The following is a 26,843-nucleotide window of genomic DNA, read 5'->3' as shown; positions in this document are numbered from 1 at the left end:
AGTCGCGTCAGGAGTTCACGCGGATGATCTCCTGCTGGTACGGCGCGATGACGTCCCCGGAGATGCGCAGGTCGAGGAGCAGGAAGCGGCGGGTGGAGGGATCCTCGGCGGTCCAGCTCTCGAGGCGGTCGAGGTCGGCGAGCGTGCGCACGACGACGCCCTCGGCTCCGACGGCCGCGCCGAAGGCGGCGAAGTCCACCTCGGGGATGCGCATCGGGCCCTCGGCGAGGCCCTTGAGCCCGTACAGGTTCACTTCGGCGCCGTATGCCGCGTCGTTCCAGACGACGGCCATGCCCCGGCCGCCGGCCGCGCGGACCGCGGATTCGAGGTCGGCGATCGCCATCAGCCCGCCGCCGTCGCCGGAGGTGAGTACGACGGTCGATTCGCGCCTGGCCAGAGCGGCCCCGACGACGCTCGGCCAGCCCTGCCCGATGGACTGGAACGCGGTGCCGATCATCATCATGCGGTCGGGGGCGGCGACCGGCCAGTACATGTTCGCCCAGCCGATGAAGTGGCCGCCGTCGGACACCACGACACGATTCTCCGGGAGCAGTTCCGCGATACGACGGGCGGCCGATCGCGGGTCGAGGCGTCCGTCGGCGGCGATGTCGTCACCGGCGTCGTACGCTCGGGCCGCGGCGACGTCGACGCTCTCCCGCCACGGGCTCGACGACAGGGAACCACCGAGCCGGGACACGAGAGCCTCGGCGGCCAGGCGGGCGTCCGCGCGTACGAAGCCGCCGACGTGGGCATGGGTGGCGGCGGGGGCGATGTCGACCTGGAAGACCCGCGTCCCCGGCGCGAAGAGTTCGCCGAACCGCATCGTGAACTGGTTCAGGGAGGCGCCGAACACCACGGCGACATCGGCTGTGCGCACGAGGTCCATCGCGCCGTCCGCACCGAAGCCGCCGGTGACGCCCAGGTCGTACTGCGTTTCGGGGAAGATGCCCCGGCCCAGAGCCGAGGACGCCGTCAATGCGCCGGTCGCCGCGGCGAGCTCGCCCAGCGCGGCGCCGGCACCGGAGAGCCACGCGCCGCGACCTGCCAGGAGGAAGGGTCGCCGGGCGGTGCGCAGAGCATCAGCGATCTCGTCGAGCATCCCCTCGGCGAACTCCCCGCGCGGCGCGAGCGGAGCGGGCACCCGCGGCGACGGGGCCGCCGGAACCTCGCCGGCTTCGAGCGCCGCGACGTCGTAGGGGATGGCGAGGACGACCGGGACGCGATAGGTCAGCGCGTGCTCGATGGCGATGATCGTCGTGGCCGCGGCATCCGCTCGGCCGACCGTATAGGTGCGGGCGCCGACGGCCGAGGCGAGGGCGATCTGGTCGACGTCCCACGGGCGCGGGCCGGACGTGGGCTCGTCGCCGACCACGAGCACGAGCGGGACGTGCGCCTGCACGGCCTCGGCGAGGGCGGTCAGGGTGTTGGTGAATCCGGCGCCGTACGTCGAGGTGCCGGCGGCGATGCGCCCGGACGCGCGGAAGTGGGCGTCGGCGGCGACCACGGCCCCCTGCTCGTGACGGACGGCGGTGAAGGAGGCATCCGTCTGCGTCTCGATGGCGTCGAGGAAGTAGGCGTTGCCGTTGCCCATCACGCCGAAGACGGAGTCGATGTGCTGGGCGAGGGTGAGAGCGACGTGTGCGGAGACGGTGGGCATGCGAAAGCCTTTCGAGACAGGGACGGAGGAACTGCGGGATCCGTATGTGTCTCGCCTCCGCGTCTTCGCGAAGTGCTTCGTGCCTCTTTTTCAGGCACCGGCCGGGCCGGACCCGCTCAGTCTAGCGGCGAGAGTGCATACCAGGATGCGAGAGAATGCAGAGATGACGGATGCGGCGCGCGAGCGCGAGACACTGACCTGGGACGGCTTCGGAGCGGCGACACGGGAGCTGGCGCGGAACATCCTCGCCACCGGCTTCGAACCGGAGGTGGTGGTGGCGATCGCCCGCGGCGGGCTGCTCCCGGCCGGAGCCATCGCCTACGGGCTCGGTGCCAAGAACTGCGGCGCGATCAACGTCGAGTTCTACACCGGGATCGGCACGGTGCTCGATGCGCCCGAGGTGCTTCCGCCCGAGCTCGACATGGCGTATCTCGACGGCCGCCGGGTGCTGCTCGTCGACGATGTGGCCGACTCCGGGCGCACGCTCGCGCTGGCCGTGCAGCTGCTGCAGGAGAAGGGTGCCGACGTGCGGTCGGTCACGATCTACACCAAGCCTTCGACGATCATCCAGCCCGACTTCGCCTGGAAGGACACCGACCTGTGGATCAACTTCCCGTGGTCGTTCCAGGGCACGGTGCGCGAAGAAGATCTGGGCCTCGCGCCCTCGGCCTGAACCGCGGCTCCCTCGGGTCAACCCCGCAGCAGCGACCGCAGCGTCTGGATCGTGTCGGCCTCCGCAGGCGACTTGTCCGGACGGTAGCCCTTCACCCGGGCGAAGCGCAGCGCGATGCCGCCCGGATAACGCGGAGAGCGCTGCACACCGTCGATCGCGATCTCGACGACGATGTCGGGGTGCACGAAAACGGTGGATGCCGTGCGGTGCGACTCGTGCTCGGGGAACTCGGTGGTCTGCCAGCGCAGCAGCTCGTCGGTGAGTCCCTTGAAGGTCTTGCCCACCATGACGAACCCACCGGGGTCGCCGAACTCGCCGTCGGGGTCGCGCGCGCCGAGGTGCAGATTCGAGAGCCAGCCGCGACGACGCCCTGAGCCCCACTCCGCGCCCAGGACCACCAGGTCGAAGGTCAGCACCGGCTTGACCTTGACCCACGACTTGCCGCGGCGCCCGGCGGCGTAGGGGGCGTCGATCGCCTTGACCACGACCCCCTCGTGCCCGGCGGCGAGGGCATCGTGCGACAGCTGCTCGGCGGCATCGGCATCGGCCGTGACGATGCCGGGCATCCGCCATTCGCCGGCCACGCGTTCCAGCTCGGCCAGCCGTGTCGAGAGCGGCTCGTCGAGCAGGTCGCGTCCGTCGACATGCAGCATGTCGAAGAACCAGGGCCGCAGCACGAGCTCCCGCGAGACCTCGGCCCCGAACCGCGACATGGTCTCCTGGAACGGGCGCGGCCCGCCGTCTTCGTCGAGCGACAGTGTCTCGCCGTCGAGGATGACGTCGTGCACCGGCAGCGACCGCACGATCTCCACGATCTCGGGCACCCGGTGGGTGATGTCGGCGAGGCTCCGCGTGTAGACACCGACCTCGTCGCCGTGGCGATGCACCTGGATGCGGGCACCGTCGAGCTTGTATTCGACGGACGCTTCGCCGGTGACCTGCAGGGCCTCCGATGCGCTCGCCGCGGTCGATGCCAGCATCGGCAGCACCGGACGCCCCACCTGAAGCCCGACCGCCTCGAGGTCGCCGGGCGCGCCTGTGAGGGCGATGCGCGCGGTCTCACCGAGGTCGCCCGACAGCATCGCCGCGCGTCGGACGACGGCCGCCGGACGGTCGGACGCCCGGGCGATCGCGTCGAGGAGCACGCCCGACAGAGCGCCGGTGCGGAGCTCACCGAGCATCGCGCGCACCAGGAAGTCCCACTCGGCGGCGGTCGCTCGCGAGCCGAGATCGACGAGGATGCCGGTGCGGCCCGCCGCCGAGCCCGAACCGGATGTCGAGGCGAGGGCATCGAGCGAGTCATCGACATCGCCGACCGTCAGGGTGGATTCGTCGGCGTGCGCGATCTCGATGGCCGAGAGCCCGCGCCAGCCGACGCCCAGCCTGCCCTGGCGCGGTGACGCGAGGAGGAGACCCATGACGATCGGGAGCTCGGAGGGGTCGGCGCGCGCGAGGAGCTCGGCGAGGGCATCGATCTTGGCGAGCCGGGACGACGTGGCGCCGACGCGGTCGGTCGTGGTGACGAGCTCTGCGAGCTTCATCCGAGCATTCTCGCACCGGCCTCCGACATCGGGTCGGTGTCGGGTCTCAGCGCCCGCGGAACTCCGGCTTGCGCTTCTCCTGGAAGGCGGCGAACCCTTCGCGATAGTCATCGGTGTCGCACAGGGCGGCCTGCGCCGCGTTCTCGATGCCGACCGCATCCCACAGCGCGAGTCGCTCGTCGCGGATGCGCGCGATCAGCTCCTTGCTCGCGAGGAAGGCCGCCGTGGCGCCGCGGGCGGCGGCGGCCGCGGCATCCGTCGTGGCCTGCACGACCTCGTCATCGGGGAAGACCCGTGAGAAGAGGCCCGAGGACACGGCCTCGGCTCCGCTCATCAAGCGGCCGGTGTAGATGAGGTCGAGCGTCTTGTGCGCCCCGAGGCGGTCGAGGAAGAGCGCATGGCCGCCGGAGTCGAGCGTCGCACCGAGCGCGGCGAACGGGGATCCGATCTTCGCGGACTCGGCGACGTAGACGACATCGGTCGCGATCAACAGGCCGAGGCCGACGCCGAGACAGGCGCCGTGCGCGACCGCGAAGGTCGGTGCAGGGAACCGCGTCATCCGCTGCAGCAGCGGGGTGACGAGCCCGCCGAGGTAGCCGAGTACATCGTCGTTCCGCGGGTCGACGCCCGAGATGTCCCGGCCAGCGCAGAACGCACGCCCCTCACCGCGGAGCACCAGTGCACGCACGCCCGCGACCTCCGCGGCCTCGTAGGCGGCATCCAACTCGGCCAGAGCCCGCTCGTCGAGAGCATTGAGCTTCGCCGGCGCATTCAGCGCGATCGTCGCGACGTCGTCGGCGACGGTGAGGTCGATCATGGGGGCTCCTGGTCAGACGTCGTAGTCGACGACCACACGGTCGCTGGTCGGGTGGGACTGGCAGGTGAGGACGAATCCGCGTTCGAGCTCGTCGGGCTCCAGTGCGTAGTGCTCGGTCATCGTGACGCTGCCCTCGAGCACCCGCGCGCGGCAGGTGCCGCAGACCCCGCCCGCACAGGCGAACGGCGCATCGGGGCGCACGCGCAGGGCGGCGTTCAGTACCGACTCGTGCGCATCGACCGGGCTCTCGACCGTCGATGAGACACCGTCGAGGGTGACCTCGATTCGCACGGTCTTCTCGCCGGCGCGCACCTGCACCGGTCGGGCCGCGCGCGCGGGCTCGTCGCCGGTCGTGAAGAGCTCGAAGCGGATGTGCGAGCGGTCGACGCCGACATCGGCCAGCACCTCGCGGCAGAGGTCGACCAGGGCGAGCGGTCCGCAGAGGAACCACTCGTCGACGGTGGCCGGAGGGATGAGCGTGCCGAGGATCGTCCGCAGCTTCTCCTCGTCGATCCGGCCCGAGAGCACCGGGGCCGCCCGCTGCTCGCGGGAGAGCACATGGTGCAGCACGAGTCGCGTCGGATACCGGTCCTTGAGGTCGGCGAGGTCCTCCAGGAACATCACGTCGAGCGTGGCGCGGTTCGTGTACAGCAGGGTGAACCGCGACGTGTCCGACCGGGTGAGCACCGTGTGGGCGAGAGCCATCAGCGGCGTGATGCCGGAGCCCGCGGCGATCCCGACCACGTGCCGGTCGTCGAGGTCGGGAAGCGCCGAGGTGAACGTGCCTTGCGGGCTCATCACGTCGATCTCGAATCCGGGCTGGAGCCCGGTCTGCGCCCACGTCGAGAACAGCCCGCCCTCGTCGCGCTTCACCGCGACGCTGAGGCGCGTGTCCTGCCCGTCGTCGCGGTGCTCCGGCGCGCGGCACAGCGAGTAGGAGCGCCGCACCTCGACCCCGTCGAGCGTCGTGCGCAGGGCGACGTACTGTCCGGGCAGGTGGTCGTACTCGTCCGCGAGCGCGGCGGGCACCGTGAACGTGACCTCGACCGCGTCGTCGGTGAGCGGACGCACGTCCTCGACCGTGAGCGTGTGGAAGCGGGCGCGCTTTCGAGGAGCGGTCTCGCGGGCGGTCGTCGCGCGGGGGACGGATGCCGGCGCGGACGTGAAGAGCGACATGTCAGTGCACCTTGAAGTGGTCGAAGGGCTCGAGGCAGGCCCGGCATTCGAACAGCGCCTTGCACGAGGTGGAGCCGAAGTGCGAGACCTCGCGGGTGTCGAGGGAGCCACACCGCGGGCAGCGCACGCTGAGCGCGAGCCGGATCGGACCGGTCGACACCGCGGCGCGGCCGGACGGCGGGGCGATGCCGTAGGCGGCGAGCTTGGCCTTGCCGGCATCCGACATCCAGTCGGTCGTCCAGGCGGGGGAGAGGACGAGGCGCACCTCGACCCGGTCGTATCCCGCCGCCGTGAGCGCGAGGATGACGTCGTCGCGGATCGTGTCCATCGCCGGGCAGCCGCTGTAGGTCGGGGTGATGTCGACCCGCACGCGATCACCGTCGGCCTCGACCGCGCGGAGCACACCGAGGTCCTCGATCGTGAGGACGGGCACCTCGGGGTCGGGGACCGCCGCGGCGATGCGCCAGGCATCCTGGGTGGGAGTGAGGGTCACCATGACGCCCCCGGATGCCGGCGTGCGAGCACCTGCATCTCGGCGAGGATGTGGCCGAGCGGCGTCGCGTGGGCACCGTGCCGTCCGCCGGCGGAGGATGCCGCGACCGCCGGGACCGACAGCTCCGCCTCGGCGAAGACCGTGTCGACCACGCCGTCGAATCCGGCTCGGAGGCTCGATGGGCGCACCGCGGCATCACCGAGACGCTCGATCAGTTCGTCGTCGCGGAACAGCTCATCGACATACGGCCAGACGTCGCCGATTGCACGGAGGATCCTGGTGCGGGACTCCTCGGTGCCCCCGGCGAGGCGCAGCATCCACTGCACGGCGTGGTCCCGGTGGTAGTCGACCTCTTTGAGGGACTTCTCCGCGATCGCCGCGAACGTCTCGTCGCTGCTCGCCCGGAGGGCCGAGTACAACTCGAACATGTAGGTGGCCACCACGAACTGCCGGGCGATCGTCTGGGCGAAGTCGCCGTTGGGCTGCTGCACGATCCAGGCGCAGCGGAACTCGGGCTCGTCGCGGAAGAAGGCCAGGTCGTCTTCGCTGCGCCTGTCGTACGACCCCGCGTAGTGCAGGAAGGAGCGCGCGTGCCCGAGCAGGTCGAGGGCGATGTTGCCCAGCGCCACGTCTTCCTCGAGCTCGGGAGCGCGCGAGATCCAGGCGCCCAGCTGCTGGGAGAGGATGAGCGCGTCGTCGCCGAGGCGCAGGGCGTACTCGGCGATGTCGGCCGAAGCCGCGACCGCGCCGGTGCCGGAGAGCTCCTGAGAGAGTCGGAGCTCGTCGACCGACACGTCGCCGTGGACGTCGATGTCCTCGTGCGCGGTGTTCGGGTGTGCGGTGTTCGGGTGTGCGGTGCTCACAGGTGCGGCACCCCCTCGGAGGCCGTGTAGTACACGGCATGGCGGTAGTTCTTGCCGGCGGGACTCTCGAAGTAGGCGCCCTTGGCATCCGGATCGCTCGTCGTGATCGCCTCGGCCGGTGCGACCCAGATCGACACGCCCTCACCGCGGCGGGTGTAGAGGTCGCGGGCGTTGCGGATCGCCATCTCGGCGTCCGGCGCATGCAGCGAGCCGACGTGCACGTGGCTCAGCCCGCGATTCGCGCGGACGAAGACCTCCCACAGCGGCCAGGGTTCGCGTTCGTCGGCACCCGGAGTCGCCATCACGCCACCGCCTTCGTCTTCAGGGACTGCTTTCGCGCGTATTCGGCCGCGGCCTCCCGCACCCAGGCGCCCTCTTCATGCGCGGTGCGACGGCGCTCCAGCCTCTCGGCGTTGCACGGACCGTTGCCGCGGAGCACTTCGAAGAACTCGTCCCAGTCGATCTCGCCGATCACGTACTGCCCGGTCTCGTCGTCGAGGCGCAGCTCGGGGTCGGGCAGCGTGACGCCGAGGATCTCGGCCTGCGGCACGAGCATCCCCACGAAGCGCTGACGCAGCTCGTCGTTCGTGAAGCGCTTGATCTTCCACTTCATCGACTGGGCGGAGTTCGGGGACTGGTCATCGGGCGGCCCGAACATGGCGAGGCTCGGCCAGTACCAGCGGTTCACGGCATCCTGCGCCATCTCGCGCTGCTCGTCGGTGCCGCGCATGAGTGAGAGCAGGATCTCGAAGCCCTGGCGCTGGTGGAACGACTCCTCCTTGCACACCCGCACCATCGCGCGTCCGTAGGGGCCGTACGACGCGCGGCACAGCGGCACCTGATTGCAGATCGCGGCGCCGTCGACGAGCCATCCGATCGCGCCCATGTCGGCCCAGGTGGGCGTGGGGTAGTTGAATATCGAGGAGTACTTGGCTTTGCCGCTGATGAGCTGGTCCATCATCTCGTCGCGGGTGGTACCGAGGGTCTGCGCGGCGGAGTAGAGGTAGAGCCCGTGACCCGCTTCGTCCTGCACCTTGGCCATCAGGATCGCCTTGCGCTTGAGGCTCGGGGCGCGCGTGATCCAGTTGCCCTCCGGCTGCATGCCGATGATCTCGGAGTGCGCGTGCTGGGAGATCTGGCGCACCAGGGTCTTGCGGTACGCATCGGGCATCCAGTCGCGCGGCTCGATGCGCTGCTCGTTCGCGATGAGCTCGTCGAAGAGACGTTCCTCATCGGAGATCTCGCCCACGAGGGACAGGTCTGCGGGACTGGTCATCATCGACTCCTCGGCATCAGGCCATCTTTACTGACCGATCGTTAGGTAATTCTGACACAGCGGATGGCCGGTTTCAAGACGGCCCTGAGTGCGGCTCAGTGTGAGCGGGAGATCAACGCCAGCAGCGCGCGCCCATATGCTTCGGACGGATCCGGATGCTCGAAGACCGAAGTGGCGTCCGCGATCTCGATCTCGACACGGAAGGTGTCCTCGACGCGCGACAGCGAGCGGAACGTGCCGCGCAGCAGCTCGCGCAGCTGATCCTCCCGCGGCAGCCACACCGCGTCGGCGAGCGTCACCGCGTCGAGCGCCCACTCGGTCGTGCCGTTGAAGGCGAGGTCGGTGCCGCTCGGGGTCTGTCTGGCCTCGATCGTCATCTCGCTGACCGTGAAGATCTCGGCCTCGGCCTCGAGCTCGACCTCATCGGGGAGATCGAGCTGGAAACGGTCGCCCTCCGCCGGGTGCCAGACGAGTCCGGCCTCTCGAAGGGTGACGGCGAGCTCGCGAGTGATCATTCCTTCACGCTAGACGACGGATGCGCGCCCGGGATGCGAGCGGGCTGAGGATGAGGGGCCGGCCGTGTCGGCGGGGTGAGGCAGAGTGGAGGCATGACCTCCCTCGTTCCTGCCGACACCCGCGATGCCGCACTGTCAGCCCTTCGGGAGCTCGTCGGCCGACCGGATGCCGACTTCCACGACGGCCAGTACGAGGCGATCGAGGCTCTGGTCGAAGGGCGCCGGCGTGCGCTCGTGGTGCAGCGCACGGGATGGGGCAAGTCCGCGGTGTACTTCGTGGCGACGCTGCTGCTGCGGCGTCAGGGCGCGGGACCGACCGTGCTCGTCTCGCCGTTGCTGGCGCTCATGCGCGACCAGATCGCCGCCGCCGAGCGGGCGGGAGTGCGTGCGGTCGCGATCAACTCGACCAACGCGCATGAGTGGTCCGACGTGCTCGCGCAGCTCGATCGCGACGAGGTCGACGTGCTGCTGGTGTCTCCCGAGCGGCTCAACAACCCTGCCTTCCGCGAGCAGCAGCTGCCGGCGCTCGTGCGTCGCATCGGCATGCTCGTGGTCGACGAGGCGCACTGCATCAGCGACTGGGGCCACGACTTCCGCCCCGACTACCGGCGGCTGCGTGATCTGATCGCGCAGATGCCGGCGGACGTGCCGGTGCTCGCGACCACCGCGACCGCGAACAGCCGGGTCGTGGCCGATGTCGCCGAGCAGCTGGGCAGCCTCCAGGCGGGCGAGGGTGACGCGGCGCCCGTGCTCACGATCCGCGGGCCGCTCGCGCGGACCTCGCTGCGTCTCGGCGTGCTGCGGCTGCGCGACTCGGCGAGCCGCCTGGCCTGGCTGTTGAGTCACCTCGACGACCTGCCGGGGTCCGGCATCATCTACACGCTGACCGTCGCCGCGGCGGTCGACACGGCCCGGCTGCTGCGTGATCACGGGCACGACGTCCGCGCGTACACCGGGCAGACCGACACCGACGAGCGCGCGGAGTCCGAGGGGATGCTCAAGCGCAACGAGGTCAAGGCGCTGGTCGCGACCAGCGCCTTGGGCATGGGGTTCGACAAGCCCGATCTGGGTTTCGTCCTGCACCTCGGTGCCCCATCCTCGCCTGTGGCCTATTACCAGCAGGTCGGCCGTGCCGGTCGAGCGAGCGAGAGCGCCGACGTGCTGCTGCTCCCCGGCGTCGAGGACCGCGACATCTGGCACTACTTCGCCACCGCGTCGATGCCCGACCGGGAGCGGGCGGAGCGGGTGATCGGCGCGCTCGGCGATGCGCCGATCTCGACGCCGGCACTCGAGGCGATGGTCGACATCCGGCGGACGCCGCTCGAGCTGCTGCTCAAGGTGCTCGACGTCGACGGTGCGGTGCGACGCGTGCAGGGCGGCTGGGTCGCGACGGGCGAGCCCTGGGCGTACGACGCGGAGCGCTACGAGCGCATCGCCGCCGAGCGCCTCGCCGAGCAGCAGCACATGATCGAGTACGAGCAGACCGACGGATGCCGCATGGAGTTCCTGCAGCGCTCGCTCGATGATGACACGGCCGCTCCCTGCGGACGGTGCGACAACTGCGCGGGCGGATGGTTCCCCCGCGAGATCGGGGAGTCGGCGACCACCCAGGCCGCGGAGTCGCTCGACCGGGTCGGTGTTCCGATCGAACCTCGTCGCGCCTGGCCGACCGGTGCCGATCGGTTGGAGGTGCCGGTCAAGGGCCGCATCCCCACCGACGAGCAGGCGGGAGAGGGACGAGCCCTGGCTCGACTCACGGATCTCGGGTGGGGCGGTGCGCTGCGCGAGCTCTTCGCCGCGGGGGCGACGGATGCCCCGGTGACGCCGCAGTTGCTGCAGGCCTGCATTCGTGTGCTCGCCGGGTGGGGCTGGGACGAGCGGCCGGTGGCCGTGGTCGCCCTGCCGTCGCGGTCGCATCCGCTGCTCGTCGACTCGCTCGCGCGCGGCCTCGCCGACGTCGGACGACTGCCCTATCTCGGAGCGCTCGAACCGGTCGGTGGCGGTCCTACCGGGCAGCCGGGCGGCAACAGCGTGTTCCGCCTCGGCGGCGTCTGGGATCGGTTCAGTGCCGAGCACCTCGACGTTCCGGCGGGGCCGGTGCTTCTCGTGGACGACCTGGTCGACAGCCGGTGGACGATGACGGTCGCCGCCCGGGTGCTACGGCAGGCCGGCGCGACGCAGGTGCTGCCGTTCGCCCTGGCGCTTCGGGGGTAGGCGGGGATAGGCGATCAGTCGTCGGCGGGCGCGACGCGCGACTTGAAGACATCATCCTGGGGATGGTTGCCTCGTATGCTGGGGCCACAGACGGTCAGAAGATTGCGGGAGATTCATGCGGATTACGCACGTAGAGGCGAGTAACTGGCGCAACTTCAAGACGGTAAACGTCGACGTCGAGAACCGACTCTTCGTTGTCGGCCCTAACGCTTCCGGCAAGTCGAACTTGCTCGACCTCTTCCGCTTCATGGGCGACATCGTTGTCTCCGGCGGCGGGCTAGATTCAGCGATTCGGCGGCGAGGAGGACTGAGTAAGGTCCGAAGCCTCTTCGCGCGAAATCACCAAGGTGGCCGTCTGGTTCTCGACTTGACCCTGCAGGACGGGGATGAGGAGTGGGGATATCGTCTAGCCGTCCGAGGCCAGAAAGGCGGCCTGAACCGTCCTATCGTGCACGAAGAGCGTGTCACGCTAAATGGTGAGGTGCTGCTCCAGCGACCGGACAAGCACGACCTTGCTGACACGGAACTCTTGACTCAGACTCACCTTGAACAGACCTCGGCGAACAAGCGATTCCGGGTGCTTGCGGACTACTTCGGCAAAGTTCAATATTTTCACCTCGTCCCGCAGATTATTCGCGATCCGGGGCGGATCAGTGTTGCTGTTTCGGATCCGTACGGCGCTGACTTCATCGCTCAGATGAACGCGGTACCTGGCCGAACGCGGGACGCGTGGTTTCGACGCATGGAAGCGGCGTTGCGCTCCGCGGTTCCCGAATTCCAGTCGTTGGGGCTGCAAGTCGATGCGGCTGGAGTCCCGCATTTGATTGCAGGCTACAAGAACTGGCGTGAGAGCCCCGCCCGTCAGAGCGAAGCTGATTTCTCCGACGGAACCCTCAGGCTGATTGGGCTCTTGTGGACTTTGGTGAGCGCTCCCGCAAACGGCGGCATCATGTTGCTCGAGGAACCTGAGCTCTCTCTAAACTCGGCGATTGTTAAGATGTTGCCCACCGTTCTCGCTGCAGCGCAGCGCGATAAATCGCTGCAAGTGATTCTCTCGACACACGCCCCAGAGCTTCTCGATGACGAAGGGGTGCGTCCGGAGGAAGTGTTGGTCTTGCGAGTGACAAGTGATGGGACTACTGCCCAGAAGCTCTCTGAGATCGAAGAAGTTGAGGGTGAAATCGCTGCGGAATTGCCTGTATCAGACATCGTCGATGGATTGATTGCGCCTCAGGATCTCGGCGGTTTGATCGACGTTGGGCGAGCAAGGAAGCGCGCTTGATCAATATCGTGGTCGAGGGGGAGTCTGACCGCGAAACTGCGAAAGCGGTGGTGCGTGCTGCTGGACGTAACCCGTCGCGCGTTGTCGTTACGGGCGGTACGGGCAGGATGGATGCGCGAATCGCAAGCTATAACCGCGCCGCCGCGCAATATCCGTGGGTCGTGTTTCGCGATTCGGACGCCTCATGTCCGGTCCAGCTGAGGGCGCGGCTAACGGCGTCAATCAGTCAGTGGGATTCGAAGTTCGCACTTCGAATCGCCCACTCGATGTCGGAAGCGTGGTTGCTCGCTGATCGCGAGAGATTCGCTGAATACTTCAGCGTCCCGATCAACAGGATCACGTCCGATCCGGAAGCTCTGCCTCACGCAAAGCGCACGTTGCTAACTTTGTGCGCAGGATCCCGATCGTCGGCGGTACGGAAGGAAGTGACAGTGAACGGTGGCCAGGTTGGGCCTCTGTACGTACTCCGACTCAACGAGTTCGCTTCAACGGTATGGCGACCGGATTCCGCCGCGGATTCGAGCGACAGCTTGCGCCGAGCGATCGAACGGATACAGGAGCTGCCCCTCTCTTAGCCCGACAGCGGGCCGTACGACAGAACTTTTTGCGTACGGCGTCAGTCGTCGGCGGGCGCGACCCGGGGCGGCCACGAGGTCGCTCCGAGTTCCCGCGAGATGTTCCTGGCGGTCTCGCGCAGCGCGTTCATGATCGCGTCGGAGGCCGGCGTCTGCGATGTCGGCAGCACGACCGCGACCGCCGCGACGATGTCGTTCGAGGCGTCGGCGACGGGGGCGGCGAGCGAGGACTCGCCCAGCACCGCTTCATCGAACTCGCCCGCGGTGCCGCGCTCCGCGATCGCCGGCAGCTCCAGGGTCAGGCGGGCGACGTCGGTGATCGTGTCGCCCGTGAGGCTGCGTAGCGGCTGCTCGAAGACGCTCTGCTGGAATCCCTGGTCGTAGGCGAGCAGCACCTTGCCCATCGCGGAGGCGTGCGCGGGGATGGCGACGCCGGTCTCGAGCATCTGCTGGCTGTCGTCGGGACGAAGGTTGTGGTGGATGACGAGCACGTCGGTGAAGTGGGGGGCGCCGAGCCGCACGGAGAGGTCGGTGCGACGAGCGAGCTCCTGCGTCCAGCGCATGGCCCGCGCACGCACGTCGAGGGTGTCGAGGTACACGTTGCTCAGGCGCAGCAGCGTCGGCCCGAGCATGTAGCGCTGGCCACCGCGCTCCTTCGCGACGAGGCCGTGCGATCGCAGCGACTTCACGATCCCGTGCACGGTCGACGGCGGCAGGCTTAGGGCTGCGGCGAGGTCGGTGATGCCGAGGTGGCGTGCTCCCTGGAGCAGTTCGAGGATCTTCGCCGCGCGGTCGATGGCCTGGATCACGGGGGAGCCTCCTTCCGGTGCGTCGTCGAGCCGGTGCGTGTGCCGTGCCGGTCTTCAAGATGATCTTGACAACCCGGCAGGCTCCGAGCATATTCGACATTAACGAATTGCTTTCGGATTGCGCGAAAGAAATCCCGAGGATCAAAGGAGATCGAACGATGAAGAAGCTCATCAACGCCCCCGAGGACGTTCTCGTCGAATCGCTGAAGGGGGTCGCGCTCGCTCACCCCGAGCTCTCGGTCGACCTGGAGAACCACGTCATCACGCGGGCGACGCCCAAGGCGCAGGGCAAGGTCGCCATCGTGTCCGGTGGCGGTTCGGGCCACGAGCCCCTGCACGGCGGCTTCGTCGGCACCGGGATGTTGGATGCCGCCGTGGCCGGCGAGGTCTTCACCTCCCCGACGCCGGACCGTGTCCAGGTCGCCACCAAGGCCGTCGACCGCGGGGCCGGCGTGCTCCACATCGTGAAGAACTACACCGGCGACGTGCTGAACTTCGAGATGGCCGCCGAGCTCGCCTCCATGGAGGGGATCGAGGTGGGCAGCATCACGGTAGACGATGACGTCGCCGTGCAGGATTCCCTGTACACGGCAGGTCGCCGCGGCGTGGGTCTGACTGTGCTGCTCGAGAAGATCGTCGGTGCCGCCGCGGAAGAGGGCCGCGACCTCGCCGCTGTCGTGGAACTCGCCAAGAAGGTCAACGGCCAGGGTCGCTCGATGGGCATGGCGCTCACCAGCTGCACGGTTCCCGCCGCGGGCAAGCCCACCTTCGACCTCCCCGACGACCAGATGGAGATCGGCATCGGCATCCACGGTGAGCCCGGTCGTCATCGCGAACCGCTCGCTCCGGCATCCGACATCGCCCGGCAGCTGGTGGAGCCGATCCTCGCCGACATCGATGCCGCGGGCCCCGCGATCGTGATGCTCAACGGCATGGGCGCGACACCGCTGATCGAGCTGTACCTGATGTACGCCGAGGTCGCGGCGATCCTCGAGAAGTCCGGGGTGCAGATCGCGCGGAACCTGGTCGGCAACTACATCACCTCGCTCGACATGGCGGGCTGCTCGGTCACGGTGCTCAAGGCGGATGACGAGCTGCTGCGCCTGTGGGACGCCCCGGTGAACACCCCCGGCCTGCGGTGGGGTGCGTGATGGCGGCTGTCGACACCGCTGTGCTCGCCGACTGGGTCTCCCGTTTCGGCGCGGCTGTCACGGAGAAGCGCGACTGGCTCACCGAACTCGACTCGGCGATCGGCGACGCCGACCACGGCGCGAACATGGCCCGCGGGATGAGCGCGGTGAGCGAGAAGCTCGGGGCGAGCACTCCGGCCACGGTCGATGAGCTGCTGAAAACCGTGGGCATGACGCTGGTGAGCTCCGTGGGCGGGGCGAGCGGACCGCTCTACGGCACGTTCTTCCTGCGGATGGGGATGGCGGCCGGTGCCGTGTCGGAGCTCGACGGGCCGGCGCTCGCCGCCGCCCTGCGCGCAGGACTCGACGGCATCGTGGCGCGAGGCAAGGCCGAGGCGGGCGACAAGACGATGTTCGACGCGATGGCTCCGGCCGTCGATGCGCTCGACACCGCGCTCGCCGGTGGCGCGTCCGTCGCCGTTGCCGCCCGGACCGCAGCGGATGCGGCGGCGGCCGGCCGCGACGCCACGCTCCCGCTCGTCGCCCGAAAGGGCAGGGCCAGCTATCTCGGCGAACGCAGCGCCGGGCACCTCGATCCGGGAGCCGCATCGACGGCGATCCTGTTCGACACGCTCGCCGCAGCGGTGGAGGGCAGCGCCGGATGATCGGCATCGTCGCCGTCTCCCACAGTGCGCGGCTCGGGGAGGCGGCCCTGGAGCTTGCCCTGCAGATGGTGCAGGGCGGCGGGGTGCGCGTGCAGGTCGCCGCCGGCGCGGGAGTGGACGGCGACGGCACGCCGATCCTCGGGACGGATGCAGTGGCGGTGGCCGCCGCGATCGACGAGCTCGCGGCGGACTGCGACGGCGTCCTGGTCCTCATGGATCTCGGATCGGCCGTGCTGAGCGCCGAGCTCGCACTCGAGCTGCGTGCGAGTGACGTGCCCGTGCGCCTCGTGCCGGCTCCGTTCGTGGAGGGGCTGCTCGCCGCGGTCGTCTCCGCCGCGGCGGGGGGCGGGCTGGACGCGGTCGCGGCGGAAGCGACCGCCGCACTCGGCGCGAAGACCGGGCAACTCGGGGTGCCTGACGACGCGGCGCCGTCGCCCGACGCCGAGCCCACATCCGGTGTCGCAGAGGATGGGGGGCCGACCGGCGAGGAGATCGTCCGACGGGTGCGGGTGCGCAATCCGCTGGGCATCCATGCGCGCCCCGCCGCGCTGATCGCCGAAGCCTCGGCGGGGGCCGATGTGCGGCTGCGTCGTCTACCCGACGGTCCCGACGCGCCGGCCGCGAGCCTCTCTCGACTGCTGATACTCGGGGCTCGGCAGGGCGAAGAACTGGAGCTGGTCGCGCGCGGCCCGGAAGCCGACGCGGTGCTGGAGAAGCTGTCCGCGCTGTTCGACGACGGCTTCGGCGAGGGGACGGACGAAGCAGCACCGACGGCGGCTGCGGCGGCCTCGGGATCCACCGCCCCGCTCTCCGACGCCCCGGCGCCCGTCATCGCGTCCGGCGCGGTGTTGCGGGGCCGCGGTGTCAGTCCCGGTCGCGTGGCCGCACCGCTCGTGCACCTCGCGCCGGCGGTCGGCGAACCGGAGGCGGGCGAGGTCGTCGCTTCGGCCGACCGCGACGCCGAGGTCTCGGCGATCGAGTGGGCCGCCGTGGCCGTGGCGGATCAGCTGCGCGCACGGACGTCTCAGGCGACGGGGGAGACCAGGGCGATCCTCGATGCGTCGCGCCTGCTGGCCTCCGACCCCGAGCTGGTCTCGGAGGCGACGGCGCTCGTCCGGTCGAAGGGCCGCAGTGCGGCGCGCGCGATCTGGGAGACCGCAGCGGCGCACGAGAAGGGTGTCGCCGCGTTGGGGGGCCGGATGGCGGAGCGTGTCGCCGACATCCGCGACGTGCGGGACCGGATCATCGCCGAGATCCTCCAGGTCGACATGCCCGGGGTGCCCGAGCGCGATGAACCGTTCGTGCTCGTCGCGACCGACCTCGCGCCCGCCGACACCGCGGCCCTCGCCGGAGGGCACTGCGTCGCGCTCGTCACCGAGCAGGGCGGGCCGACTTCGCACACCGCGATCATCGCGCGATCGCTCGGTCTTCCCGCCGTCGTCGGCGTCACCGGCGCGGTCGGCATCCCGGTCGGCTCGACGCTCCTCGTCGACGGCGGGCGCGGCACGGTCGAGGTCGATCCGCCCGCATCCCGCGTCGCCGAAGCAGAGGCCGCCGCGACCGTCGTGGAGTTCGACGGATCCGGGCGTCTCGCCGACGGCCACCGTGTGGCGCTGCTGGCCAACGTGGGCGGTGCCCCGGACGCGGTGAACGCTGCGGCAGCACGAGCAGAGGGCATCGGTCTGTTCCGTACCGAGTTCTGCTTCCTCGACCGGACCGAAGCGCCGACGGTCGAGGAGCAGACCGCCGCCTACCGCGGTGTCCTGGCCGCATTCACCGATCGCAAGGTCGTCGTGCGCACACTGGACGCGGGGAGCGACAAGCCCCTCCCGTTCGCGAACTCCGACGACGAGGACAATCCGGCACTCGGCGTGCGGGGGCTCCGGATCGCGCGCCGCCGGCCGCAGTTGCTCGACGACCAGCTGCGAGCACTCGCGCTCGCCGCCACCGCGGAGTCGGCCGAGGTCGAGGTGATGGCCCCGATGGTGGCCACCGTCGAAGAGGCCAGGGCGTTCGCCGAGCGCGCGCGTGCGGCGGGGATCAGCCGGGTCGGCATCATGATCGAGACGCCGTCGGCGGCGCTTCTCGCGGCCGAGCTGTTCGAGGTGGTCGACTTCGTGAGCCTCGGAACCAACGACCTCGCGCAGTACACGCTCGCCGCCGATCGGCTGCTCAGCGACCTGGGTGATCTGAACGATCCGTGGCAGCCCGCGGTGCTGCGCCTGATCGGCATGGTCGGAGCGGCGGGGCGTGCGGCGGGGAAGCCGGTGGGTGTCTGCGGAGAGGCGGGCGGCGATCCGACCCTCGCTCCGGTGCTCGTGGGGCTCGGGGCCACCTCGCTCTCGATGACCCCGAGGTCGCTCGGACGAGTCGCGGAGGCGCTCCGCGATGTGACTGAGGAGGAGTGCCGTCGCGCCGCCGAGGTCGTGCTCGAGGCCGCCACCGCGGACGAGGCCAGAGCCGTGGGCGCCGCCGCTCTGCAGCGTGCCGATGCTCGGTGATCGCACCGCATATGCGTGCTCCGGCATGTGCAGAATCTCATTCTGATCTCGACGTGGAACGAGCGCCTCAGATGCCCGGGGCGAGGCTCTAGGCTCGGCTGCACGGGGGTGCGCCGATGCCGGCGCCGAGTGTGGATCGGAGTGGGACATGTCGCGGTCGAGGACGTTCGTGCAGGGCCTGATCGGTGTGGTCGCGGTCGGGGCATTGGCGGCTCTTTCCGGGTGCGCTCCGACTCCGCAGTCCACGCCCACACCCGAGCCCACGGCCGCGCCGGAATCCCCGGCTCCCGACCCGTATGCCGGACCCATCGCCTTCGTCGGCGACGAGCTGGACTGGTTCCTGCTGAGTGCCGAGGAGATCTCCGGTCTGCTTCCCGATGTGGGTGACGTCAGCCCGGCGGTGCCCTCCCTGATCCAGGTGTCCGACGGGGGCGGCTACGAGCCGGATCCCTCCATCTGCAACGCGGTCTACGCCGAGGCCTCGCTGGGCTCCATCGGTGCGCGGTCCGTCACGTGGACGACGACCGTTTCCGAAGGGCGAGACGGCTGGCTCCACGTGATGCAGTTCGCCGATGAAGCGGCCGCCACGGCGCGCATGGACCAGTACGCCCAAGCCGCGGAGCAGTGCGGTGAGTTCACCGTCGGCGGGGCGCCTTCTTCCTTCGCCTCGTCGACGGCCGAGGGCGACGGGGGCGTCCGCGCCATCGCCGGATCCCTGGTCCTCACCTACCCGGGCGGCGACGGTCACTCCCTCTACAAGACCTACTCCTCGGTCGGAAACGTGGTCGTCGAGATGTGGCAGCCCTTCACGGGGGAACCCGCGTTCGACACCGAGGCCGCTGCAGCCCAGCTGCGTGATCGCGCGAGCGAGGCGAGGGCGAAGCTGATCGACGAGCTGACGGAGAACCCGCCGGTTCCGGTGGACGTCCCCGCAGCTGACCCCGCGGCGCCCTGGAGCGAGTGGGAGATCACGACGGCGGGGGTCGGCCCCGTGCGCCTGGGCGTCGAGCTCGATGAGGCGATCGCCGCGGTCCCCGGAGCTCGGGTCGACAAGCCCGAGTGGGTGGGTGGAACGACGCGTCTGACCTCGCCCGATGAATCGGCCTCGCTGCTGCTCTGGACGCAGGAGGGCACGAGCGTCGTCTCCGCCGTGTCCGTCGGCATCGGGAACGTCGCGGGCGAGCCGACTCATGAGGGCGCGTCGCTTCCGTCCGCCGGTGGTGTGCGAATCGGAGATCCGGTCAGCGCCGCGGCAGCTGCCTTCCCCGAGGGGACGGCACTGCGCATCATCTCGTCGGGCGAGTACTTTTACGAGTGGTCCAGCCGCGAGGGGGTCGTCATGCGGTTCCGCCTGGATCGCGACTCGACGGCAGACCCCGCCGCGGTGATCACCGGCATCACGGTCGACGACGCCACGCTCGCAAAGCCGCTGGTCTTCGGCTGACCCGCGTGCGGCGAGCCGCCGCGGACCACCCTTTTTTACCGACCGAGCGGTCAGTTAGTATGGGCCTGTCGGGCGCTGCTGCGGTGGCATCCGCGCGACGAGGAGGTCGACGATGACGGATGCGACGCCGCGGGCCACGGACGCCGTGCGCCCCAACCGCGCCATGATGGAGCGCGATCGTGCGTCCGCCTCGCTGGGCCTCGTCGTCGAACGCGATGATCCCGGACACGCCGTGGTCTCGATGCGCGTGCGCGACGACATGACCAACGGGTTCCACATCACCCATGGCGGTTTCGTCTTCGCCCTGGCCGACACGGCCTTCGCGATCGCCTGCAACGAGGACGATCGGGTCACGGTGGCTGCGGGCGCCGACATCTCCTTCCTGAAATCCACCGTCTCCGGACAGACGCTGACCGCGACGGCCGTGCGGCGCACCCGCAGCGGCCGCTCCGGCATCTACGACGTGACGGTCGTCGACGAACTCGGCGATCCGGTCGCGGAGTTCCGTGGTCGCTCGCGCACCACCGACCAGACCTACTGACCCGTGCTGCCGCTCCCGGCCGACAGCGCGATCCGATGCGAGACTGTGGGGATGTCCGAGATGCAGAGCACGCGACGAGGCCGCCCCGGGTACGACCAGCAGGGCATCCTCGCGGTCGCCGTCGCCGCATTCAACGAGCACGGGTACGACGCGACCTCGATCGGCATGCTGGCCGAGCGGCTCGGCCTGTCGAAGTCGGCGATCTACCATCACTTCGGATCGAAGGACGAGATGCTCGACCTCGCCCTCGACGCCGCGCTCGGGGGGCTCGAGGCCGTGGTGGACGACCCGCTCCCGGCCACCGTCGATCGTGACGATTCCCGCGCGGTCGCCCGCCTCGAGCACGTCCTCCGGGGTGCCGTCCACGTGCTGGTGGACCAGCTCCCCGCCGTGACGCTCCTGCTGCGAGTGCGCGGCAACACCGATGTCGAGCGCCGTGCGCTCACTCGACGTCGCGCGTTCGACCGCCGGATCACCGCGCTCGTCTCGGAAGCACAGGCCGAAGGTACGCTGCGCGCCGACATCGACGCCAGCGTCGTGGCCCGCCTGGCGTTCGGAATGATCAACTCGATCGTGGAGTGGTACCGACCGGGCGGACGCGAGGGCGCGGATCGGCTCGCCGACGACGTCGTCGCCATCGCCCTCGACGGTTTGCGCCGACGATCCGACGATCCCGCGAGCGCCCCGGTCTCCTGACCGGCGCGCACGCGGGGGCGACTCAGGCCGCCGCGTCCTGCTCCTTCGCGACGAGGGTGAGCACGTCGTACGTGGCGACGATCTCGTCGCGCTGATTCTTCAGCACCGAGTCCCATCGCACCTCGCCGTACTCGTCCGTCTCACGCGGGGTGATCTGCTTGGCGGTGAGCTCGACGCGGATCTCGTCGCCGGGGGAGACCGGGGTCAGGAAGCGCAGGTTCTCCAAGCCCGAGTTCGCGAGGACGGGACCGGGCGCCGGGTCGACGAAGAGGCCGGCAGCCCACGACACGAGCAGGTAGCCGTGGGCGACGCGACCGGGGAAGAACGGGTTCGCCGCCGCGGAGGCCTCGTCCATGTGCGCATAGAAGGTGTCGCCGGTGAACGCCGCGAACGTCTCGATGTCCTCGAGCGTCACCGTGCGCGAGCCGCTCGCGACCTGATCGCCGATCCGCAGCTCGGCCAGCGACTTACGGAAGGGGTGCACGCCGCCGCTCTCCTGGTACGGACGCGCCACCGTGCCCTGATGCCAGACCCCGGTGAGGGCGGTCAGCATCGCAGGGGAACCCTGCACCGCGGTGCGCTGCATGTGGTGCAGCACCGCGCGGATGCCGCCGAGCTCCTCACCGCCGCCGGCGCGACCGGGGCCGCCGTGCACGAGGTTCGGCAGCGGCGAGCCGTGACCCGTCGAGCTGCGGGCGTCGTCGCGATCGAGGAACAGCACTCGTCCGTTGTAGGCGGCCATGCCCGTGGCGAGCGCGACGGCGACCTCGGGGTCGTGCGTGACGACGCTGGTGACCAGCGAGCCGCCGCCGCGCGCGACCAGGGCGCTCGCCTCGTCGAGGGTGCGATAGCCGACGATGCTCGAGACCGGGCCGAACGCCTCGATCTCGTTGACCGCCGCGCTCTCCGGGTCGGAGAAGCGCAGCAGCATCGGCGCGAGGAAGGCGCCATCCGGAGAGGGCCCCTCCGTTCCGTCGCCGTGCCGCACGTCCGGAGCGTCGGTCGAGCCGATGACCAGCTCGCCGCCGCCGTCCTGCAGCCGTGCCACCTGGCGCAGCACCTCGTCACGCTGCGCGGTCGAGGCCAGCGGCCCCATCGTGACGCCCTCCGCCCGGGGGTCGCCGAGCACGATGCGTTCGGACAGCCGTGCCCGCACGGCGCCGATCACGTCGTCGACGGTGCCGGCCGGCACGATCGCGCGTCGGATCGCCGTGCACTTCTGCCCGGCCTTGCTGGTCATCTCCGCCACGAGCTGCTTGACGTAGGCGTCGAACTCCGGCGTGCCCGCGACGGCGTCCGTCCCGAGGATGGACGCGTTGATGGAGTCGGTCTCGCTCGTGAAGCGCACGCCGCCGGTCTGTACCGCATCGTGGGCGCGCAGCCCCTCCGCGGTCGACGCCGATCCGGTGAAGGCCACCAGATCACCGAGCCGCAGCTCGTCGAAGATACCGGGAATGCTGCCCGAGACGAGTTGCAGCGACCCCTCGGGCAGCAGGCCGGACTCGACCATGATCCGCACCATCGCCTCGGCCAGGTACCCGGTCGGCGTCGCGGGCTTCACGACGGTCGGCACACCGGCGAGGAAAGCGGGCGCGAACTTCTCCAGCGACCCCCAGACCGGGAAGTTGAAGGCGTTGATCTGCACCGCGACGCCGGGGAGCCGGGTGTAGATGTGGCGCCCGAGGAACGAGCCGTCCCTGGACAGGTTCTCCACCGCGCCGTCGACGTAGACCTTCGCATTCGGCAGCTCCCGCCGGCCCTTGCTGGAGTATGCGAACAGCACCCCGATGCCGCCGTCGATGTCGACCCACGAGTCCTGCGCGGTCGCGCCCGTGCGGCTCGAGATCTCGTACAGCTCGGCCTTGCGCTCCGTGAGCGCGAGCGCGAGCTGCTTGAGCCGCACCGCGCGCTGGTGGAAGGTCAGCTCACCGAGCGAAGCCTGCCCCGCGGTGCGGGCGTAGGCGAGAGCCGCCGAGAGGTCGATGCCCTCGGTCGACACGCGGGCGACGATCTCGCCCGTCGAGGCGTCGCGCACCTCGGTCGCCTCGGCGTCGGCAGCCGGCGACCACCAGGATCCCTGCAGGTAGCTGGGGAGGATCTCGGTCATGTCAGTTCCCTTCATGAGACGTCCCATTCGTAGAAGCCGCGTCCGCTCTTGCGTCCGAGGTGGCCCTCGGCGACGAGGCGGCGCAGCAGAGCCGGCGGTTCGAAGCGTTCGCCGAGGTTCGCGGCGAGGTATTCGGAGATGCCGAGCCGCACGTCGAGCCCGACGATGTCGGTGAGGCGGAGCGGCCCGACCGGATGCTTGTAGCCCAAGGTCATCGCGGCGTCGATGTCTTCGGCGGAGGCGACGCCCTCTTCGAGCATGCGGATCGCCTCCAGGCCGATCGCGACGCCGAGTCTCGACGACGCGAACCCGGGGGCATCGGCCACGACGATCGGCGTCTTGCCGAGGGCGTGCACCCAGGCCCTCGCATCGTCGACGAGCGGGGGAGCGGTGGCCGTGCCGCGCACGATCTCGACCAGGGTGGACGCGGGCACCGGGTTGAAGAAGTGCATTCCGAGGAAGCGCGACGGACGGTCCAGCACTGCGGCGAGCTCATCGATCGAGATCGACGAGGTGTTCGAGGCGAGGACGGCGTCCGGTCCGATCTGCGCTTCGACGCGAGTGAGGGCGTCGACCTTCAAGGCCAGATCCTCGGGCACGGCTTCCACGACGAGGTCGCACGGCGCGAACAGCGCGACCTCCGTGCCCGTGTCGAAGCGTGAACGGTACGCGTCTCCCGGTTCGGCCGCGGTGCCGCGGGCGATCGAGGCATCGACCGACTCGAGCACGCGGTGCGCGGCAGCCTCGGCAGCATCCGCATCGCGTTCGACGACGGTCACGCGCGAACCCGCCAGCAGGAACGCGTGGGCGATGCCGGCGCCCATGCGCCCGCCGCCGAGCACCCCGACGTGCGCGGGATCGTGGGGCGTGGCCTCGGTCATCGGTCTCTCCGTTCCAGGAAGTCGGTCATGCGTCGGAACTTCTCCGGGCTCTCGAAGAGCTCGGCCTGGGCTTCCAGATCGGCGGCGGGGTGGCGGTCGCGGGGCGCGCGGAACACCCGTTTCGTCGCGATGGTGGCGGCCGGGTCGTTGCGGGCGATCCGGTCGGCGATCGCCTCGGCCGCAGCCAGCAGTTCCTCGGGGTCGTGGATCGCCGAGACGAGACCGATGCGCAGCGCCTCCTCGGCCCTCACCGTGCGCCCGGTGAGCAGCAGCTCGATCGCCCTGGCGTCGCCGACGATCTCCTTCAGCCGCCAGCTCGCGCCGGCGGCGGCGAGGATGCCGAGGCCCGTCTCCGGGTTGCCGATCGCGAGTGCGGGTGTGGCGATGCGGATGTCTGCGGCGTAGGCGAGTTCGGCGCCGCCTCCCAGGGCATAGCCGTCGATCGCTGCGATGACCGGCATCGGCAGCTCGGCGACCCGGACGAAGGCGTGCGCGTTGATGCCGCGCAGCGCGTCGGCGGCCCGGCGTTCGCGCAGCTCGGCGATGTCGGCGCCCGCCGCGAAGACGCCGTCGGCGCCGACGAGGATCAGGGTTCGCGGCGTCTCTTCGAGTTCGGCGCAGAGCAGGTGCAGGGCATCGATCGTGGCCTGGTCGATCGCGTTGCGCTTGTGCGGACGGTGGAGAGTGGCGACCACACGGTCGGGGTGCCGCTCGACGAGCAACGGCTCTTCGGGATTCGCCGGGCCGGGCATCACACCTTCTCCAGGATCACGGCCGCACCCTGACCGACGCCCACGCACATCGTCGCGAGTCCGTACCGCGAGCCCTCGCGCTCCATGCGCCCGAGCAGTGTGACCAGCAGGCGGGAGCCGGACGAGCCGAGCGGATGGCCGAGGGCGATGGCCCCGCCGTCGGCATTGACGCGCTCATCGTCGAGGCCGAGACGGCGGATGCAGGCGATCGACTGCGTGGCGAACGCCTCGTTGAGCTCGACGGAGCCGATGTCGTCGATGGTGAGTCCGGCGCGGCGGAGCGCCTTCTGCGTCGCGGGCACCGGGCCGAGGCCCATGACCTCCGGTGCGAGACCGGCGCTGGTGCCGACGACGATCCGGGCGCGGGGCACGAGACCATGGCGCTCGACCGCCTCGGCGCTCGCCACGACGATCGCCGAGGCGCCGTCGTTGAGGGCGCTGGAGTTCCCGGCCGTCACGACCTGGCCGCCGGCGACCACGGGGCGCAGTCGGGCGAGCGCCTCGAGCGTGGTCTCGGGCCGTGGGCCCTCGTCGACCCGCACCTCTCCGGCCGCGGTCGGCACGCCGACGATCTCGGGGGCGAAGCGTCCGGTCGCGATCGCGGCGGCGGCGCGTTGCTGCGAGCGGAGGGCGAAGGCGTCGGCCTCGTCACGCGTGATCCTGTCGATCCGTGCGACCTCCTCCGCGGTCTCGGGCATCGAGAAGGTCGCCTTGTCGCGGGCGACGAGGCGGGGGTTCGGGAAGCGCCAGCCGATCGAGGTGTCGAAGGCCGCGCCCGGTTTGGACCAGGCCTTCTCGGGCTTGGCCTGCACCCAGGGCGCACGGGTCATGGACTCGACGCCGCCGGCGACGATGAGGTCGGCATCGCCCGCGCGGATCGCCTGCGCGGCCATGGTCACGGCGGACATGCCCGAAGCGCAGAGCCGGTTCACCGTGATGCCCGGAACGCTGTCGGGGAGCCCGGCGAGCAGCACCGCCATCCGGGCGACGTTGCGGTTGTCCTCGCCGGCCTGGTTCGCCGCCCCCAGGATCACCTCGTCGATGTCGATTCGCGTCGGGTCGATGCCGGCCCGGCGCACGGCCTCGGCCACCACGATCGAGGCCAGGTCGTCGGGGCGGACGGTGGCCAGCGCGCCGCCGTAGCGCCCGACCGGGGTGCGCGCCCCTCCGACGAGGAATGCCTCGGTCATGCGGATCTCCTGACTTCGTCGTCTCGGCGAGGGGTCGTCGCCCTCTCGCATGGCCAGGAATTACTGACCGATCGTATGGTAATTATGGCACACGCGCCGCGTCGGCCCGAGGGGCTTCGGGCGGTCTCAGACCCGCACGAACGCGCGCAGCGGATGCTCGATGAGCTCGGTGACGCGCCGCAGGAATCCCGCCGCGTACCCGCCGTCGCAGACGCGATGGTCGAACGCGAGCGACAGCTGCACGATACGACGCGCGACGATCGCCCCGTCGACGACCCACGGCCGCTCGATGATCCGGCCGATGCCGAGGATGGCGACGTCCGGGTGGTTGATGATCGCCGCCGAGCCGTCGACACCCAACCCGCCGTAGTTGTTGAGGGTGAAGGTCGAGCCGCGCAGGCGTTCCGGCGGCATCGTGCCTGCTCTGGCCGTGGCGGTGAGCTCGCGCAGTGCCGCATCGAGCTGCTCCACGGTGAGGGCGTGCGCACGGGGGACGACGGGGACCAGGAGTCCGCGTTCGGTGTCCGCCGCGATCCCGAGGTTCACGCCGTCGAACGAGATCAGCTCCTCGCCGCTCTCGTCGAGTCGCGAGGCCAGCACGGGGTAGTCCTCGAGGGCGAGCAGGACGAAGCGCGCGAACAGTGCCGTGACCGAGGGGGCCTTGCCGCCCTCCGGGGCCATCTGCGCGCGGAGGTCCCATAGGGACGTGGCATCGACGTCGACCCAGACGGTGGCCTCGGGGATCTCGGTGCGACTGCGCGTGAGCTTCGCGCTGACCGCGCGCCGCAACGGCGACATGCGCTCGCGGGAGACGACGTCGAGCGCGTCGACGGACTCACCCGTCCCGTTCGTGGCGCGGTGATGCGCGGCGGCGCCGTCGACGGCGTTCTCGACAGCGGCCTGCAGCACGTCGGCGCGGGTGATCGCCCCGTCCGGGCCGGTCGCGGCGATCGTGTGCACGTCGAGGCCGAGATCGCGGGCGAGGCGACGGACGAGGGGGGAGCGCACGGCCACCGGGCGGCGGACGGACGCGGCGAGGGCAGGG

At 70.2% G+C, this 26,843-nt stretch carries 24 protein-coding genes; 9 read left to right on the top strand and 15 right to left on the bottom strand.

Annotated features, from left to right (window positions below; all coding sequences use genetic code 11):
* Positions 1-7 precede the first annotated feature (7 nt).
* Positions 8-1,657 carry a thiamine pyrophosphate-binding protein gene (locus GZ67_RS0101890; RefSeq protein ID WP_029262348.1) on the bottom strand — a complete coding sequence of 550 codons (1,650 nt, stop codon included), beginning with the start codon at positions 1,655-1,657 and terminating at the stop codon, positions 8-10.
* Positions 1,658-1,820: 163 nt separating this feature from the next.
* Here GZ67_RS0101890 and GZ67_RS0101885 point away from each other — a divergent pair, with 163 nt between their 5' ends.
* On the top strand, positions 1,821-2,330 hold the full coding sequence (locus GZ67_RS0101885; RefSeq protein WP_029262349.1) for a phosphoribosyltransferase: 510 nt from the start codon (positions 1,821-1,823) through the stop codon (positions 2,328-2,330).
* A gap of 17 nt (positions 2,331-2,347) precedes the next feature.
* Here GZ67_RS0101885 and GZ67_RS0101880 read toward each other — a convergent pair whose 3' ends face one another.
* The 8 genes from GZ67_RS0101880 to GZ67_RS0101845 form a co-directional block, all read right to left on the bottom strand.
* Entirely contained in the window at positions 2,348-3,871 is a 1,524-nt protein-coding gene (locus tag GZ67_RS0101880; protein WP_029262350.1) for an ATP-dependent DNA ligase, read from the bottom strand.
* Positions 3,872-3,917: 46 nt separating this feature from the next.
* Entirely contained in the window at positions 3,918-4,688 is a 771-nt protein-coding gene (locus GZ67_RS0101875; RefSeq protein ID WP_029262351.1) for an enoyl-CoA hydratase/isomerase family protein, read from the bottom strand.
* 12 nt (positions 4,689-4,700) lie between these two features.
* On the bottom strand, positions 4,701-5,864 hold the full coding sequence (gene paaE, locus GZ67_RS0101870; protein ID WP_029262352.1) for a 1,2-phenylacetyl-CoA epoxidase subunit PaaE: 1,164 nt from the start codon (positions 5,862-5,864) through the stop codon (positions 4,701-4,703).
* Position 5,865: 1 nt separating this feature from the next.
* Complete coding sequence (paaD, locus tag GZ67_RS0101865) at positions 5,866-6,360, bottom strand: 1,2-phenylacetyl-CoA epoxidase subunit PaaD (protein ID WP_029262353.1); 495 nt, start codon at positions 6,358-6,360, stop codon at positions 5,866-5,868.
* Complete coding sequence (paaC, locus tag GZ67_RS0101860) at positions 6,354-7,220, bottom strand: 1,2-phenylacetyl-CoA epoxidase subunit PaaC (protein WP_029262354.1); 867 nt, start codon at positions 7,218-7,220, stop codon at positions 6,354-6,356. Before paaC ends, paaD begins: the two co-directional genes overlap by 7 nt.
* On the bottom strand, positions 7,217-7,522 hold the full coding sequence (gene paaB / locus GZ67_RS0101855; protein ID WP_029262355.1) for a 1,2-phenylacetyl-CoA epoxidase subunit PaaB: 306 nt from the start codon (positions 7,520-7,522) through the stop codon (positions 7,217-7,219). Before paaB ends, paaC begins: the two co-directional genes overlap by 4 nt.
* Positions 7,522-8,496 carry a 1,2-phenylacetyl-CoA epoxidase subunit PaaA gene (gene paaA / locus GZ67_RS0101850; RefSeq protein WP_029262356.1) on the bottom strand — a complete coding sequence of 325 codons (975 nt, stop codon included), beginning with the start codon at positions 8,494-8,496 and terminating at the stop codon, positions 7,522-7,524. The genes paaB and paaA overlap by 1 nt, the downstream gene beginning before the upstream one ends.
* A gap of 95 nt (positions 8,497-8,591) precedes the next feature.
* Positions 8,592-9,011, bottom strand: a complete 420-nt coding sequence (locus GZ67_RS0101845) for a hypothetical protein (protein ID WP_029262357.1) — start codon at positions 9,009-9,011, stop codon at positions 8,592-8,594.
* A 93-nt stretch (positions 9,012-9,104) separates the two neighbouring features.
* Between GZ67_RS0101845 and GZ67_RS0101835 the strand changes: the two genes are divergently transcribed.
* Positions 9,105-11,225: a RecQ family ATP-dependent DNA helicase gene (locus GZ67_RS0101835; RefSeq protein ID WP_029262358.1), complete on the top strand. Its 2,121-nt coding sequence runs from the start codon at positions 9,105-9,107 to the stop codon at positions 11,223-11,225.
* A 115-nt stretch (positions 11,226-11,340) separates the two neighbouring features.
* The gene (locus tag GZ67_RS0101830; RefSeq protein WP_029262359.1) at positions 11,341-12,507 is read left to right on the top strand and encodes an AAA family ATPase; all 1,167 of its coding nucleotides are present in this window, start codon (positions 11,341-11,343) and stop codon (positions 12,505-12,507) included.
* A 616-nt stretch (positions 12,508-13,123) separates the two neighbouring features.
* On the opposite strand, the gene GZ67_RS0101820 is transcribed toward GZ67_RS0101830, so the two are convergent.
* Positions 13,124-13,891 carry an IclR family transcriptional regulator gene (locus GZ67_RS0101820; protein ID WP_029262360.1) on the bottom strand — a complete coding sequence of 256 codons (768 nt, stop codon included), beginning with the start codon at positions 13,889-13,891 and terminating at the stop codon, positions 13,124-13,126.
* A 158-nt stretch (positions 13,892-14,049) separates the two neighbouring features.
* Between GZ67_RS0101820 and dhaK the strand changes: the two genes are divergently transcribed.
* From dhaK to GZ67_RS0101790, 6 genes are all read left to right on the top strand, one after another.
* Entirely contained in the window at positions 14,050-15,042 is a 993-nt protein-coding gene (dhaK, locus tag GZ67_RS0101815; protein WP_029262361.1) for a dihydroxyacetone kinase subunit DhaK, read from the top strand.
* Positions 15,042-15,686 carry a dihydroxyacetone kinase subunit DhaL gene (dhaL, locus tag GZ67_RS0101810; protein ID WP_029262362.1) on the top strand — a complete coding sequence of 215 codons (645 nt, stop codon included), beginning with the start codon at positions 15,042-15,044 and terminating at the stop codon, positions 15,684-15,686. The genes dhaK and dhaL overlap by 1 nt, the downstream gene beginning before the upstream one ends.
* Positions 15,683-18,187: a phosphoenolpyruvate--protein phosphotransferase gene (gene ptsP / locus GZ67_RS0101805; RefSeq protein WP_081859845.1), complete on the top strand. Its 2,505-nt coding sequence runs from the start codon at positions 15,683-15,685 to the stop codon at positions 18,185-18,187. The genes dhaL and ptsP overlap by 4 nt, the downstream gene beginning before the upstream one ends.
* A 148-nt stretch (positions 18,188-18,335) precedes the next feature.
* Positions 18,336-19,631, top strand: coding sequence for a sensor domain-containing protein (locus tag GZ67_RS0101800; RefSeq protein ID WP_029262364.1), 1,296 nt, complete (start codon positions 18,336-18,338; stop codon positions 19,629-19,631).
* A 112-nt stretch (positions 19,632-19,743) separates the two neighbouring features.
* A complete protein-coding gene (paaI, locus tag GZ67_RS0101795) occupies positions 19,744-20,172 on the top strand; it encodes a hydroxyphenylacetyl-CoA thioesterase PaaI (RefSeq protein WP_029262365.1) in 429 nt (142 codons plus the stop codon).
* A 51-nt stretch (positions 20,173-20,223) separates the two neighbouring features.
* On the top strand, positions 20,224-20,868 hold the full coding sequence (locus GZ67_RS0101790) for a TetR/AcrR family transcriptional regulator (protein ID WP_029262366.1): 645 nt from the start codon (positions 20,224-20,226) through the stop codon (positions 20,866-20,868).
* A 22-nt stretch (positions 20,869-20,890) separates the two neighbouring features.
* Here GZ67_RS0101790 and paaZ read toward each other — a convergent pair whose 3' ends face one another.
* The 5 genes from paaZ to GZ67_RS0101765 form a co-directional block, all read right to left on the bottom strand.
* Positions 20,891-22,975 carry a phenylacetic acid degradation bifunctional protein PaaZ gene (paaZ, locus tag GZ67_RS0101785; RefSeq protein WP_029262367.1) on the bottom strand — a complete coding sequence of 695 codons (2,085 nt, stop codon included), beginning with the start codon at positions 22,973-22,975 and terminating at the stop codon, positions 20,891-20,893.
* 11 nt (positions 22,976-22,986) lie between these two features.
* Positions 22,987-23,856: a 3-hydroxyacyl-CoA dehydrogenase family protein gene (locus GZ67_RS0101780; protein WP_029262368.1), complete on the bottom strand. Its 870-nt coding sequence runs from the start codon at positions 23,854-23,856 to the stop codon at positions 22,987-22,989.
* Positions 23,853-24,608 carry an enoyl-CoA hydratase/isomerase family protein gene (locus GZ67_RS0101775; protein ID WP_029262369.1) on the bottom strand — a complete coding sequence of 252 codons (756 nt, stop codon included), beginning with the start codon at positions 24,606-24,608 and terminating at the stop codon, positions 23,853-23,855. Before GZ67_RS0101775 ends, GZ67_RS0101780 begins: the two co-directional genes overlap by 4 nt.
* Positions 24,608-25,798, bottom strand: coding sequence for a thiolase family protein (locus GZ67_RS0101770; protein ID WP_029262370.1), 1,191 nt, complete (start codon positions 25,796-25,798; stop codon positions 24,608-24,610). The genes GZ67_RS0101775 and GZ67_RS0101770 overlap by 1 nt, the downstream gene beginning before the upstream one ends.
* A 126-nt stretch (positions 25,799-25,924) precedes the next feature.
* A partial coding sequence (locus GZ67_RS0101765) for a dihydrolipoamide acetyltransferase family protein (RefSeq protein ID WP_029273737.1) occupies positions 25,925-26,843 on the bottom strand: 919 nt, incomplete at its 5' end.

Source organism: Microbacterium sp. Cr-K20, from assembly GCF_000708325.1.
Taxonomy (GTDB): domain Bacteria; phylum Actinomycetota; class Actinomycetes; order Actinomycetales; family Microbacteriaceae; genus Microbacterium.
This window is presented reverse-complemented; position numbering and strand designations above follow the sequence as displayed.

Excerpts from the sequence above, each read along its gene's own strand:
- paaZ (WP_029262367.1), bottom strand. The coding sequence starts at position 22,975 with ATGACCGAGATCCTCCCCAGCTACCTGCAGGGATCCTGGTGGTCGCCG.
- GZ67_RS0101845 (WP_029262357.1), bottom strand. The coding sequence starts at position 9,011 with ATGATCACTCGCGAGCTCGCCGTCACCCTTCGAGAGGCCGGACTCGTC.
- GZ67_RS0101880 (WP_029262350.1), bottom strand. The coding sequence starts at position 3,871 with ATGAAGCTCGCAGAGCTCGTCACCACGACCGACCGCGTCGGCGCCACG.
- GZ67_RS0101790 (WP_029262366.1), top strand. The coding sequence starts at position 20,224 with ATGTCCGAGATGCAGAGCACGCGACGAGGCCGCCCCGGGTACGACCAG.
- GZ67_RS0101890 (WP_029262348.1), bottom strand. The coding sequence starts at position 1,657 with ATGCCCACCGTCTCCGCACACGTCGCTCTCACCCTCGCCCAGCACATC.
- paaD (WP_029262353.1), bottom strand. The coding sequence starts at position 6,360 with ATGGTGACCCTCACTCCCACCCAGGATGCCTGGCGCATCGCCGCGGCG.
- GZ67_RS0101770 (WP_029262370.1), bottom strand. The coding sequence starts at position 25,798 with ATGACCGAGGCATTCCTCGTCGGAGGGGCGCGCACCCCGGTCGGGCGC.
- dhaK (WP_029262361.1), top strand. The coding sequence starts at position 14,050 with ATGAAGAAGCTCATCAACGCCCCCGAGGACGTTCTCGTCGAATCGCTG.
- ptsP (WP_081859845.1), top strand. The coding sequence starts at position 15,683 with ATGATCGGCATCGTCGCCGTCTCCCACAGTGCGCGGCTCGGGGAGGCG.
- paaE (WP_029262352.1), bottom strand. The coding sequence starts at position 5,864 with ATGTCGCTCTTCACGTCCGCGCCGGCATCCGTCCCCCGCGCGACGACC.
- dhaL (WP_029262362.1), top strand. The coding sequence starts at position 15,042 with ATGGCGGCTGTCGACACCGCTGTGCTCGCCGACTGGGTCTCCCGTTTC.
- GZ67_RS0101885 (WP_029262349.1), top strand. The coding sequence starts at position 1,821 with ATGACGGATGCGGCGCGCGAGCGCGAGACACTGACCTGGGACGGCTTC.
- paaA (WP_029262356.1), bottom strand. The coding sequence starts at position 8,496 with ATGACCAGTCCCGCAGACCTGTCCCTCGTGGGCGAGATCTCCGATGAG.
- GZ67_RS0101835 (WP_029262358.1), top strand. The coding sequence starts at position 9,105 with ATGACCTCCCTCGTTCCTGCCGACACCCGCGATGCCGCACTGTCAGCC.
- GZ67_RS0101780 (WP_029262368.1), bottom strand. The coding sequence starts at position 23,856 with ATGACCGAGGCCACGCCCCACGATCCCGCGCACGTCGGGGTGCTCGGC.
- GZ67_RS0101830 (WP_029262359.1), top strand. The coding sequence starts at position 11,341 with ATGCGGATTACGCACGTAGAGGCGAGTAACTGGCGCAACTTCAAGACG.
- GZ67_RS0101775 (WP_029262369.1), bottom strand. The coding sequence starts at position 24,608 with ATGCCCGGCCCGGCGAATCCCGAAGAGCCGTTGCTCGTCGAGCGGCAC.
- paaI (WP_029262365.1), top strand. The coding sequence starts at position 19,744 with ATGACGGATGCGACGCCGCGGGCCACGGACGCCGTGCGCCCCAACCGC.
- paaB (WP_029262355.1), bottom strand. The coding sequence starts at position 7,522 with ATGGCGACTCCGGGTGCCGACGAACGCGAACCCTGGCCGCTGTGGGAG.
- GZ67_RS0101875 (WP_029262351.1), bottom strand. The coding sequence starts at position 4,688 with ATGATCGACCTCACCGTCGCCGACGACGTCGCGACGATCGCGCTGAAT.
- GZ67_RS0101800 (WP_029262364.1), top strand. The coding sequence starts at position 18,336 with ATGTCGCGGTCGAGGACGTTCGTGCAGGGCCTGATCGGTGTGGTCGCG.